This is a genomic window from Lysinibacillus sp. G1-3 (assembly GCF_056322905.1).
Genome location: NZ_JBWHYQ010000015.1, coordinates 17,067 through 30,596 on the forward strand (window position 1 = coordinate 17,067; position 13,530 = coordinate 30,596).

6 protein-coding genes and 1 pseudogene are annotated in these 13,530 nt (G+C 31.2%); 6 read left to right on the plus strand and 1 reads right to left on the minus strand.

Going from position 1 to position 13,530, the window contains the following annotated elements; translation table 11 throughout:
- Positions 1 to 182 precede the first annotated feature (182 nt).
- A pseudogene (locus tag ACVYAD_RS16505) lies at positions 183 to 431 on the plus strand (group II intron reverse transcriptase/maturase); the annotation flags it as partial.
- A 100-nt stretch (positions 432 to 531) separates the two neighbouring features.
- Here ACVYAD_RS16505 and ACVYAD_RS16510 read toward each other — a convergent pair.
- On the minus strand, positions 532 to 2,007 hold the full coding sequence (locus ACVYAD_RS16510) for a hypothetical protein (RefSeq protein ID WP_427559235.1): 1,476 nt from the start codon (positions 2,005 to 2,007) through the stop codon (positions 532 to 534).
- A gap of 837 nt (positions 2,008 to 2,844) precedes the next feature.
- Between ACVYAD_RS16510 and ACVYAD_RS16515 the strand changes: the two genes are divergently transcribed.
- The 5 genes from ACVYAD_RS16515 (at position 2,845) to ACVYAD_RS16535 (ending at position 13,349) form a co-directional block, all read left to right on the plus strand.
- A complete protein-coding gene (locus tag ACVYAD_RS16515) occupies positions 2,845 to 4,776 on the plus strand; it encodes a DNA/RNA helicase domain-containing protein (protein ID WP_476427179.1) in 1,932 nt (643 codons plus the stop codon).
- 889 nt (positions 4,777 to 5,665) lie between these two features.
- Positions 5,666 to 6,580, plus strand: coding sequence for a Hachiman antiphage defense system protein HamA (locus ACVYAD_RS16520; protein ID WP_476427180.1), 915 nt, complete (start codon positions 5,666 to 5,668; stop codon positions 6,578 to 6,580).
- Positions 6,558 to 9,989, plus strand: coding sequence for a DEAD/DEAH box helicase (locus tag ACVYAD_RS16525; RefSeq protein WP_476427181.1), 3,432 nt, complete (start codon positions 6,558 to 6,560; stop codon positions 9,987 to 9,989). Before ACVYAD_RS16520 ends, ACVYAD_RS16525 begins: the two co-directional genes overlap by 23 nt.
- 744 nt (positions 9,990 to 10,733) lie before the next feature.
- Positions 10,734 to 11,591 carry a hypothetical protein gene (locus tag ACVYAD_RS16530; protein ID WP_476427182.1) on the plus strand — a complete coding sequence of 286 codons (858 nt, stop codon included), beginning with the start codon at positions 10,734 to 10,736 and terminating at the stop codon, positions 11,589 to 11,591.
- 327 nt (positions 11,592 to 11,918) lie between these two features.
- Positions 11,919 to 13,349 (plus strand): AAA domain-containing protein, encoded by a 1,431-nt coding sequence (locus ACVYAD_RS16535; protein ID WP_476427183.1) that lies wholly within the window; start codon positions 11,919 to 11,921, stop codon positions 13,347 to 13,349.
- Positions 13,350 to 13,530 lie beyond the last annotated feature (181 nt).

The following is a 13,530-nucleotide window of genomic DNA, read 5'->3' on the forward strand; positions in this document are numbered from 1 at the left end:
ACGATTGGGTCTAGAACTAATCGGAAGGACCGAACAATTAAGAGAGAATAGCCCTTGGCATTCCATCTTGAATGAATAAACCCAGTAGAAAGTAATGGTGAAGTCCATGAGGTTATTTGCGGAGGGTGTAGTTCAAGTGGGCATAAGAAGACAAGCTATTCACGGAAAGGAACGAAATGACGATGTTGAATCAAATTCTAGCACTTCTGAATATGATACAAGCATTAAAGCGAGTGGAAGCGAATAAAGGAGGACATGGAGTAGACATGATGCCCGTACAAACCTTACGTCAGCACATCCTCAAAAATTGGGAATCCATTAAAGCGCAAATTCTAACGGGAACCTATGAACCGCAACCAGTACGTCGTGTCGAAATCCCATTAGGAATTCCAATCGTGACAGACCGTTTGATTCAACAAGCTATATCGCAACCTTGCGTTACTCATCTTAATTGAACCGCCCTATACGGATCCGTACGTACGGTGGTGTGAGAGGTAGGGAGTTAATCACTCCCTCCTACTCGATTTCATCCTATGCTAAAATAATCTTTTGTGTTAATTCACCCAGGAATTGTTCCTGTGGGCTATTATCTCTGTACAACGTATCGTCCTTTAGCTGGGACAAAATATGGATGAAATCCTCATCTTTCATTGGTAAAATAAGATTTTTATTGTCTTTGTAATAATCTGCGCATCTTTGTATAAGAATCTCTTCATTCTTGCAATTTCTGAATACCATGAAACCGACTTTCCCTCTATTGGGAGAAAATCTTCCATTCAGTTGATCAAGTTCAGGGTTAGCTACATCTTTTGTATAATTTTTACATTCCACAAAAATATAGGCTGATGGTATATCTTTCACGGACTGTAAGTTATAGAAGTAACCTTCCTGCGCCGCATTATTATAAGCAAGGTCAATTCGTTTTCTTCCTTGGTGAATCTCCTGTTCTTTTACTGGATTAGTTAAACTTGGATAGAATAAAAAATTCATACAGGCAATAATATGATTGTGAAATTTATCAGCATCTCTTGTTCCAGTGTTAATCTCGGTGAACTCGTGAATTAATCGATTAATAATGTCTAGATAAAGATCATTACCGTGATCTTCTAGTATTTCTTCATTAGTTAGAGAGGATAATTTTTGTTCTGCGCTAGCCTTAAACCTATCAAAGTATTCAGGATGTTGCCTAGTAAAGCGCCGTAAATAATTTTTACTATATGCATTATATTTTTTTGCAACATCTTCTTTAACTATGCTTACCTTTGTTTTACCATTCTGTAGTTTTCTTCGCTTTACCAAATTCGTATTTAACCTTAATTCTTCACTCACTAAAAAATTTAATACAAAGTGTCGTGCATATTGTGCAGAATCATAATAGAAACCTTTTTTTCTACAAACAATAGACTTTGGAACCAGTAAAATGGGTTCATCTTCTATAACGAGCATTTCCTCATAACTTGAAGTCCATTCTAAAGTGACGGGATTCCAATACTCTTTTGTTGCAACTTGCTGTTGTAGCGGGATGCCATACAATTCACATTGATTTTTTGTATATTCAATTAAATGTTTACGAATAACATTTGTACATAAATCTGATATTTTATCGTGGGATATATTATCTACAAATATTTTAATTTCATTAACGCTAGAAATTAAACCATCTTCTAAACCACCACTATCAATGATATGCTGAAAAAGTTTAGTAGCATCTGCTTCACCTAAACTTTTTCCCTTTACTCCTTCTCTCGATAAACCAAGACATGTCTCGTAGGGTTCTGTAAATTTGAAGTTATGCTGTGCATCAGCTACTTTCCCGTTTTTAAACAGAGTTAGTATATATTGAAAAAAAGATTGGAGCGTTGCATTCGCTTCTTGGGACCACCTATCTTCTCTAATAGAAAGAAAGTATGGGTCTAAGAACAGAGGCATATCATTGTTAAAATCAATATCGACAAAGTCTAATTCATTTTGTTTTCTATTTAATTTAAAGTATTCACTTATTTTCATGCTTTTTCCCCATCCTAGTATATTAAATATATTGTATCATTTAACTAGAAGATATTGTAGGGATATAGAACTGTAAGAGAATATATTGAAACACCAAACATTTTATAGAATTAAAATTGTAGAATAAAAAACTGAAATGATTTCTCATTCCAGCTCTACAATTTATTAAAATTTATAGCACAGTTGTGGTACTCTTTATATTAATTTACATGGTTTGATATTCTCGGAAATACTTCCATATCAATCATATAGCACTATAGGGTTATTGGTAAATATTCCAACCATCTTGTAATTGAATATAGGTCCAACTAATTTTTTTATTAACATGTTGATGACTTCAATTTGACATAGATCTAGTTCATTTTTTGTATAGAAATAAACTAATATAACTAAATCAACAATTTAACTAATGATTCCTCATTATACCAAATTATAACTTCATAAAAGTCCTTATACAAATTAAGTAGGTATTGATCATCTGTATCCAAACTATCAGCAAATTCAGCCAAAATAGAAACTAGATAACTAAAGATACTGGCATACAAATAGCTATCCACCTTTTCTTCTTTAGATTTTAATGATTTTATGGTTTCAAGGATAATATTGTTTTCTTCATTTTCTATTTTAAACCAATTCGCATCATGTTCGCTATCATTGTTAGTATGTGAAATTATTAAAAGTTGGTTGAGAAAATTGTCGTATTATTAATTTTAAACTATCAAATTAATTCAGATGATTGTAACTTTAAATATAAGAGTTGATCAGATATATCTTTAATTTTCATGATAAAATATTAGGAAGAATATTTATTGGACCATATCGAAATGAGGTGTTTATATGATTATTTATGAGGCTAATATTTCAGAATTCCTTGAAGACGTTGCAAATGAAGTCATTGTAGATCGTTTATATAATGTTTATCAAGAAAAAATCGGTCGTACATCAAAGAGTGAAATCCGTTCATGGGATCATTCGCTACAGCGTATGTCGAATGTTTTACGTGATCGAGAAATCCCAAAGGATGCGAAGACAGCGATTGAATTTAAAATTCCGAACACAGGGAAACGTGTCGATTTTATTATTGCAGGTAATGATGGAGTAGAGGACCATGCAGTCATTGTTGAACTGAAGCAATGGGAAACGGTAGAAAAAAATGATCGTCTTGATGCCGTTGTGGTAGAAACTTATTTGGGTGGCTCAAAGCGTCCAACGACACATCCGTCTTATCAGGCTTGGAGCTACTCTTGTTTAATTGAAGACTTCAATGAAGAAGTCCGAAATGTACCAATTCATCTTCAGCCATGTGCGTATCTACATAATTATTTCATTCAAGAAAATGATCCATTATTAGATGAACATTATGCAGAGTATATTGAAAAGTCACCGATTTTCCGAAAAGGCGAAATGGAGCAACTTCGCCAATTTATAAAAAAATATATTAAATATGGTGATAAAAATGATATCATTGCAAAAATTGAGAATGGTCGAATTAAGCCTTCTAAATCGCTTCAAGATAGTATAGCTGCAATGCTTCAGGGCAATCCAGAGTTTGTAATGATTGATGACCAAAAGGTAGTGTATGAGCAAATTTTAGATTATTCAGCAAGCTGTATTGCAGAGAATAAAAAAGGTGTTTTCATTGTAATAGGTGGTCCAGGTACAGGGAAATCTGTATTAGCAATCAACCTGTTAGTACAGCTGATTCAGGACGATTATTTTGCCATGTATGTAACGAAAAATAGTGCGCCACGAGATGTCTATGCAACGAAGCTGAAAGGTACGATGAAGAAAAAAAGCATCGATAACCTATTTAAAGGTTCTGGAAGTTTCCATGCTACAGATAAAAATGAATTTGATGTATTAATAGTGGACGAGGCGCATCGATTAAATGAAAAATCAGGCTTATTTAGTAATCTTGGTGAAAATCAAGTAAAGGAGCTTATGAATAGTGCGAAGTTCAGTGTGTTTTTCATTGATGAGGCACAACGAGTGACATTAAAGGATATTGGTAGTGTGGAGCTAATTAAAAGATTTGCTGATGAATTAGGTTTGCAAGTATACGAAGGAGAATTAGCTTCGCAATTTAGATGTGATGGTTCGGATGGTTATATTGCGTGGTTAGATGATGTCCTTGGAATTCGTGAAACAGCAAATAATAATGATTTAGGGATGGATTACGATATTCAAATAGTAGACTCGCCAAATTTGCTACGCAATATGATTAAAGAGAAAAATAAAGTTAACAACAAGGCTCGAATTGTGGCAGGCTACTGCTGGGAATGGATTTCGGGTGAGAAAAATAATCGTGACGTACATGACATCGTCATCGAAGAGTATGATTTTTCAATCAGCTGGAATTTAGGGAATGATATTTGGGCAATTGCGGAAGCATCCGTAGATGAAGCGGGCTGTATTCATACATGCCAAGGTTTAGAGTTTGATTATGTTGGCGTCATTATTGGCGACGATTTACGCTATGAAGATGGCATCGTTATTACCGACTATACAAAACGTGCGAAAACTGATCAATCTGTTAAAGGCATTAAAAAATGGATGAAGGAAGAACCAGAGAAAGCAGCGGTGGCTGTTGATGCGATTATTCGAAATACGTATCGTACATTGATGTCACGCGGGCAAAAGGGATGTTTTTTGTATTGTACGGATGAAAAACTTGCAGAATATTTGAAGCAACGTTTAGTAAAAGTATATGATGAGCGAAGTGAAATGAAGAATTTACTAGTTGCAGAAAAAGTAGGGGAGTACAAATAATTAATGCTTCTCGGGAAGTTATATGGGGGAATTATGTATTTTTGTAGATGAAGCAGGAAATCCGAATTTAAAGGATTACTAAGGAGAAGACAGTAGTAGGTAATTTCAGGTAGGAGTAGCAAAATCACATTCGTACGTAATCGACGAAAATGATAATGATCAGCTTTCAAAATAATACATAGTACAGGCGGGCTAGGAGATACACTTAGCCTGTTTTTTAATGATAATTCTTTTACTAATCTTTACCCCGCAATTTTTTATAACTCGTAGTCAAAAATAATCTATGCCCCCACAAGCCTTGATAAAATAACATTCCGAGACGGTTGGTTCGACTACCGCCGATGTGTATATCTTCTCTAGGGATACAGTATTACTGCAATTATGGCATAGCGCGGATGTATTTTTCAATGAATCGATGGAATGGTTGTTGAAGAAGCGAGAGGAATTTGAAAACAAACGAGCGCAATTATACAAGGCAAGTAAATAGCAAGGTAGTGAACACGTAATGTCATTTGATGTTGCGTGTTTTTTATTTGTTTTCACCTAGTATAGTTAAATGTGGTAAATTTCTCTAAAGTGAAAATGAGAAGGATATAATGAATAATCAAGAAATAATTGATTTTATAGTTGAACACGCAGTTGAAAACGGTAGAAATATTGAGTGCTCAATAGCAATCAAATAAGGTATTCCACTACTTATTGTGAATACCTGTTAAAAATAGAAAAAGAACAAATGTCAAAATACAAACAGCTTTTAATATATAGTCAATATTTATTGGTTTTACCATTAATCTTTAAAGCGTTGTAATTTTAACATTGATATGAATAAATTGTCCCGAAGTGATAAAATAAGTATTGTTTTAATTTACTAAATTTAGGGGGCTATTTTATGATAAGACAATGGCTAAGTAAAAATGAAGAGGATAAAAATACATATGGTTTTTCAAAAGTTGAATTTATAGAAATTTCAGAAATAGACGACAGTATACTAGATTATCTTGGATTAAATTTACTAGAAGCATTTAGAGACAAAAAAGCTCTTAAACATGCATATAAAGATGAACCAAAGGAAAGTTTAATTAATTATTTAAAAACCTATGCATTACCAAATATAGAAGAGCTGGTAGGAGAACAAAATATTAGAAAAAATGTTAGGCAGGGGGATTTTGGAGAAACAGTTGCAATGGAATTAGTCGAGAAGTTTGATAATATGCAAATTCCAATCTGCAAGATAAGATGGAAATTTAATAATAATAGATCAGTTTTTTGTACTGATATGATTTCACATAACTTTGGAGAAAAGATAACTGATCTTAGATATTATGAAATAAAGTCTCGACTAACAATGAAAAAAGAAAAAGTCAAGATAAATAATGAAGATAAGAGTCATTATATAGGAGTAGTTGCTCATCAAGGATTGTTTAATGATCAACAATCTCCTAACACAGAAGCAATAGCAGATTACTTATTTAGGTATTATTTTGATATTGCTGTGCACTTTGACAATGCTGATGTTACAGATAAAGCTGAAGAGTTTTATGAAATAGCTGCGAAGTATAGTGACATTGTTAAACATCCTGACAAATATAATAAATCTTATGAAATAATAATTATAGTAGAACAGTCTCTATATCGAGAAAAAATCTTAGAAGAGTTAAATACGCTACCACCCAAATTATATCCACTAGAAGTTAAGGTAATACTTATTAACGAATTAAGGAGTCTTTATGAGAAAGCTTTTGAACGTTCAATAGAACAGGCGGTTAGGGAGGTATACACTGATGAAAAAAGAGGAGTTTTATAAAAAAGTAGAGGAAGATATTAATGATATACTAAATGCTTCAGAAGAATCATTCTTAAGTGATAAAAAGAAATTAATTAATATCAGATTAGAAACAAATAATATAGTTAAAATAGATGAAAGTAAAATATGGAGAGAAACATTATTTTTGTCTACAAACGCAATTACCTTATTAAGCTATGATTCTACTAATATACTTGCCAAAAAGGCTATAAGAGAATGCGCTGAAGTTTATGAAAATCTTTATAAAGTGTCTGGGGAATATGAGAAGGAATATTGTGGTATTTTAGCAGCTCTTTGTTATGATATAGCAGGATATCAAGCCAATGCTTTATGTATTATCAGGGAAATCACAGAATATAGTCTAAGTTCTATATATTCTTCGGTAGATGAAAATATAAAAACAGATAATTATATTTTGGGTAATATAACAAAATTATTAAATAAAAAATTATATAATGCCTTAGAGGAAATAATGATTGAAACAGAAGATGAGAGCAAAGGTACAAAACTATATAAAGATGCTATGAAAAGCTTCTACAATGCTGCACTATATGGTAATGATAATGATTTTTTACTGAGCCTTAATAATGTATATAAATATTTTCTTGATGAAGGAAATACTCATATTTCACATTTGCTTTTTCTATTGATGTATAGGCTCTCAGTGTTCAAAAATAGATCTGTCTGGATTAAGTTAAGAGATGAGGTTGACGTTAATAATCCACAATGGAAAAGTTATTTAAAATTATTAACAATCAATCCTTTTAAAGATAATGAAATTCAAGATTCTAGTAAAAGGATTTCGTTATTCGAATTTTGGATGTCACAAATAGAGGCGATAGATTCAGGATATCTTTCCAATAATCAAAATTATGTGATTCAAATGCCAACTAGTGCTGGGAAAACCTTAATAGCAGAATTAGCAATTTTAAATGCTTTAGTTAAAAATAGGGATAAAAAATGTATTTATGTTGCTCCATATAGGTCACTAACAAATGAAAAAGAACAGGAATTAGCTAAAAAATTTTCATTGATTGGTTATTCTGTTACTTCATTAAATGGAAGTTACGAACTAGATGACTTACAGGTTATTATTATGGATGAAGCAGATATTTTAATTGCTACCCCTGAAAAATTGGACATTTTATTTAGGGTAAGGCCAGAATTTTTTGCAAATATTGCACTTATAGTAATAGACGAAGGTCATATTATAGGAGATCTTTCTCAAAGATCTGCTTTACTTGAGTTTTTAATGATAAGATTAAAAATTAAGTTTCCAATGTTGAATACATTATTTATTTCAGCTGTCTTATCTGAGCAAAGCGTATCACAGCTTTCTACATGGATAAGTGGTAATAGCCATAATGTAATTAAGTCACCTAAAGTAGATGGTGTTTCTTGGGAACCTACTAGAAGGTTTATAAGTAAATTTTATTGGGATAATGGGATTGGTAAATTAGAATATGTTAATTTAACTGAAGATAATGAAGAGAAAATTACTAAAGATTTTTTATTTGTTCATAAAATAGGACTAAGAACATATCCAAGAAAATCAAAAGGTATTTTTCGTAAGAGTGAGACAGCTGCAATTATTGCATATAATCTATCAAATAGTGGTAGTACACTTATATTCTGTTCAATTCCGAGATGGTCTTACTCAGTGGCATCTAGTCTTTATGACTATATAGAATATATTGAATCTCAAAAAAAAACTGTACTATCTTATTTCCATACGAATGAAAATAGTAATTCTTATAAAATTGCTCTTAAATGGTATGGTAAAGATTCAATTATCACAAAATGTATAAACAGAGGAATTGGAATACATAATGGGGAAATGTTTGAGCCTGTCAAAAGAGCTATTGAAGAAGATTATCGGAATAATATATTGAAGATTTTAATTTCTACAAACACAATTGGTCAGGGAGTAAATTTCCCGATAAAAAATTTAGTAATACACTCTTTAGTAATAAATAATTCTAAACAGGACTATAAAGAAATTTCTGTAAGAGATTTCTGGAATATTATTGGTAGGACTGGGAGGGCTGGGTTAGAAACAGAAGGACAAGTTATTTACTTAACTAGTAGTAGTAAGGATAATGATCTGTTTAATAAATATATTCAAAAAGACAATTTAGAGAATTTGACAAGTTATTTTTCTGTCTTAATTGAGAAACTATCATCTAGGCTTATAAATAATGATGAATTTTTATCTGACTTAGAAGGTGGGGCAGAGTCACATTTAATTCACGTCCTTGCCGAGGAATTGTATGAAGATAATGGGCTAGATGACATAATTGAGATGATTAATGATAATAGCTTATTTAAGTTACAAACAAATACAGAAAACTTAAAGCTTCTATCTTCGAGTTTAAAGGATTTAGCTAGTAATGTGAAAAATGGTAAAACGAAGGAAGAAATTTCTGCTTTTTCAAAAACAGGACTATCATTATATAGTAATGAAATTATATTAGATTATATAAATGAAAATAATGAACATCTAAAAGAGATTTATATAGCTGATGATTATTTAAAATTACTTAAACACATATATTATTTAATTAATGAATATCCAATAAGAGAAATGAAATCTAATCAGACTAAAAAATTCGAAAATATAGATTTTAATAAAGGGTTAAATTTTATAGAAGCATGGCTTAGTGGATTAGAGATAGAATCATTAAGATTATTATGGGCAGATGCTGATGATAAGTACAAAGCGGATTCAAGAAGAATGGAGCTATTTATACAAGAGTGTTTATATTTTAGGTATCCTTGGGGAATTAGTGCATTTATCACATTAATGTGTCACGTAATGGATGTGAGTTGGAATAACCTTCCTAAAAATATTAAAAGTTTATCAATGTATCTAAGATATGGAGTAAACTCTCAAAATGCTTGTATGGCACTAGCACTTGGTATTAAAGATAGAGGGTTGGCTATAAAAATATCCTCTATCTTTAAAAGAAGAACATTACGTAAATTTATTTCTGCTCTAGTAAACATAACAAAAGAACAATTAAGTATTGGTGGATTTGATTCTTATGAGATAGAAGAGTTAATGGAAGTTGGCTTGAAATTTAATTTTAAACAGAAATTTAAAGAGGGATATGTTTTTAACGTAAGAGGTATTAGATTTGAGAACTCTAGAAAAGAAATTTCAAGGTTACTTAAGAGTAATCAGTATTTAACTTATGAAAGAGAAATGAATAATGAGTATGATCCTTTTGCAATTGCAATCAAATATAATGAAAAACAAGTAGGTTACGTCCCAAGAGATATTGCGAAAATAATTGCAACTGATATGGATTTGAATGATACTAAATATATAATAAAGGTAATTCGTACTATACCTTTTAATAAGGATTGGAATCATATTAAAGTGTTAATGAATAAGGAGAAAAAATAATACAACTAATGATATTTAATTCTAATTAAAAATAGACAAAAGTTAATTAAATTAATTGTTCTGTTATTAATAAATGATGACTCTTTATTACGTAATAATTCATAGCGATTGTTTATGAAAGAGTAAGTCGAAAAATAATGTTATTGATTTATTTTAAATGAAATAGCAAGAATGATTTTTACTATTAATGTATTACAGTGCCAGTGTTGTGTTAAAACTTTTCGTAAAGAAGTAAATGGATGTAGGAATTGTAAGTCTAATCAATTTAAAGGCTATTATTTCTCAACGGATGTGTATAAGGGAAATCATTAAAGAATAAAAACGTAGTCAAAAACGTAGTCAAAATAACCACTTGCCCCCGCAAGCCTTGATATTGTAATGTTTTGAGACGGTTGGTTCAACTCCCGCCGTCTACATACATAGAATGGCTGTGAACGCAGTCTTATCAACGATTATTAAGAAAAGGGATATTGAACGGGAGTTGAACTCCTTGGCAATATCCCTTTTCTTTTCTCCATAGAAGTGGCATCTTTGAGCATGTTCATTGACCTTCTAATAATCAAATTGAAAGGATCTTTTAATAAGGACGATTGGATGAAAAATTCAAGCGCATATAATACATATATCTTGTGTTTGTAAACTATTTTTTTATAGGTAAATGAGACTCTTTATTTGTAATAATAGGTAATATAATGTAGTATTTTGTCTATATAAAATATGTTTTTAGTTGAAGGGGGATATTTTATGAGAATGGTAGCAGCAAGGTACATTGATGAGAATGGAATTGTGGAAGTTATACATTTGGATGAAATGACGACTAAAGGCTATGAGAAACTATATAAGGGGAAGCTGTATTGTCCTACTTCCGATTGTCGCGCAAAAGTAACTTACAGTGGGGGACTGACACCATATTATCGAACTTGGAAACATGACGACCATAAACAAGGGTGCATGCACGAATTCGATAGATTACCTATTAGAAGGGGTACTTTTAGTGAAGATGGGATAAGTGTCGATATTAGTTACCAACGTAGACAAAATGCTTTGAAGGATGCTTTCAAAGTAATGAATATGACCGAAGAGCAATTGGAAGAACAAAGAAGTAGGAAGCGAAAAACAAAGTTGAACAAAAAAAGCCCTGTGACACAAGGGAAATTAGAAACAACAAGAGTGAACTCAACTTTAGTTGGTGGAGAAGCTATTGAAGGGCTAGAGGGCTTTAGAGGAAGAAACCTTGTGAAGAGATATATTGATAATATATCGTTATCTGATATTGGGGAAATTAGATTGGTAATGGGGGAATTAGTAAATGTTGAATTAGTAGATGAAGTTGCTAATTTATATGTTGAACGTAATGGTAGTCAAATCAAAGTGGTTTTTGAAGAGGCTTTCATTGCTGAACCTAGTAATAATCGCTACTTAAATAATTTTTCGCTTATTGTAAGATATTTAGAACAATATGAAGATATTCAATTCGGAGGAATAGGGGAGATAAGAAAAAATAAAAGAACAGACGAGTTGGAGCTAGTTGTATATAGCGGAACTGATTTCAAAATAGATCAAGATGATATGTTATACCTCGGGAATGTATTAGAGAAATAAAATCAAATTCACTTAAAGAAGCAAAACAAACTTGCTTCTTTTTTTATGTGCGCTGTGCATGCGCTTACCCGAGGAGGTCTGATGGAAACACAAAGTACACTTTGTATAACCTACTTAGCGATAGGTAGCTGAAGCATCAGAAGTCAGCAGAGGTCATAATGTACCGTTTGTCTCTATAATGAACTGGAAGGATCGAACCATGAAGAAGTGCGGAATAGACTCGAGTTTACTTGTTTGATGAAGCAGACAATTACAGATAATTAGAAATTGGAATTTTAAAGAATATAATGATGAGTAAAGATAAAACAATGAAGGAAGGTGTATTTTATGGAGGATATAAAAAAAATATTAGATTATTGGTATAGTCTTGAATATTTTTCTCCTTTTTGGCCAGAAAAAAATACGAGAACTAGATATTTAAATCAAAAAAGTCGTAGTGTTGAATGGTTACAAAACCCCAATACGAAAAATTCATATGATGTGTATCTAGGGAGAGTTAACTCACAAGTTTTAATAGAAGAAATGTTAAAAGTAATTGGGAAGAGCGATGATTTAATTGAAAAGGACAATTCCTTAAGCTGTTTGTGTGCCTTAAAAATATCATCGACAGGTTATTATGTCGATGGGTCTTTTACGTTGTCTACTTTCGTTTGGGCAATGTCGAAAATTATTATTGAACAGGATTTAAAAGTAGATTTGAAAAATGAAAAAATTAATGAACTAAATGGAAGTGTAAATACATATTTAGTTTCCTTAAATAAAAAGCTTGATTATGAAGATTTAGAACAATTATTTGTGTTTCTATTACGAAAGTTGAGTATAGTACATCTTGTTTCATCTTTTAGTGCTGTTATAAATAAAAAAATTGAGAAAAAAGAGTTAGAAGAAAGTACCGACACTAGCACAGATATGATGAGTAGTTTCTATATATCTGATATTGATATGATCAGAAATAAAATTACTACTACGGATAGAATTACTCAGTATATTAATGCATTGAACGATAAAACAAATACCAAAATTGAAATTGATCATGATATAACTCATATGAAAAAATGGCTCTCGATCGAAAATTATCCATTAGGGAAATGGCCTTCTGAGCACAGTCCAAGTTTAATGCAGCAATTAGCTATTAATTTAGCAATTTCGGATAATGCCCATGAAAGTAATGTTTTTTCGGTAAATGGTCCACCTGGGACTGGGAAAACGACTTTATTAAAAGAAATTATTGCTCACAGTATTGTTGAAAGAGCATTGTATTTAAGCAATTACAATAAACCTGAAGAAGCTTTTAAAAAACAATTATTTAATAATCCTCCAAATGAGTTTTCGAAACATTTTTATGCCATTGATACAAAATTAAAAAAATATGGAATTATTGTTGCTTCTAATAACAATGCAGCTGTTGAAAATATTTCAACAGAGCTTCCACTGGCAAAGGATGTGAAAAAATCGAACACATCTCTTTTCAATATTGATATCCAGGAAGAAATTTATTTTACTGACATTATAAATTCAATAATGAAAGAAAAAAGTTGGGGATTAATTTCTGCGCGTTTAGGAAAAAAATCGAACATTAATGAGCTTAGTAAAGCAATTTGGTTTAATAAAGACATTAAAAACTTGCAACAGTTATTTAAGGAACAAGCTCCGAATTGGCAAGAAGCGAGAACAAAATTTAAAAATAAGTATAATGAATTAATTGTACATCGTAAGTCTATTGAAGATGCCATTAAAGAAGTTGAAAAGCACAAATAGAGCATACGTTACTAGAAAATGAACATGCATTAAATCAAAAAAAGCAAGACATTACTCAAAGTGAAGAGAAATTAAAAGTATTAAATGAAAATGAGCAAAATCTATATAATAGGTTACCTTGGCATAAAAAGATTTTTTCATTCTTATTTAAAAATGATTCACTATTTATTGAACTAAAAAA

Excerpts from the sequence above, each read along its gene's own strand:
- ACVYAD_RS16510 (WP_427559235.1), bottom strand. The coding sequence starts at position 2,007 with ATGAAAATAAGTGAATACTTTAAATTAAATAGAAAACAAAATGAATTA.
- ACVYAD_RS16515 (WP_476427179.1), top strand. The coding sequence starts at position 2,845 with ATGATTATTTATGAGGCTAATATTTCAGAATTCCTTGAAGACGTTGCA.
- ACVYAD_RS16520 (WP_476427180.1), top strand. The coding sequence starts at position 5,666 with ATGATAAGACAATGGCTAAGTAAAAATGAAGAGGATAAAAATACATAT.
- ACVYAD_RS16525 (WP_476427181.1), top strand. The coding sequence starts at position 6,558 with ATGAAAAAAGAGGAGTTTTATAAAAAAGTAGAGGAAGATATTAATGAT.
- ACVYAD_RS16530 (WP_476427182.1), top strand. The coding sequence starts at position 10,734 with ATGAGAATGGTAGCAGCAAGGTACATTGATGAGAATGGAATTGTGGAA.
- ACVYAD_RS16535 (WP_476427183.1), top strand. The coding sequence starts at position 11,919 with ATGGAGGATATAAAAAAAATATTAGATTATTGGTATAGTCTTGAATAT.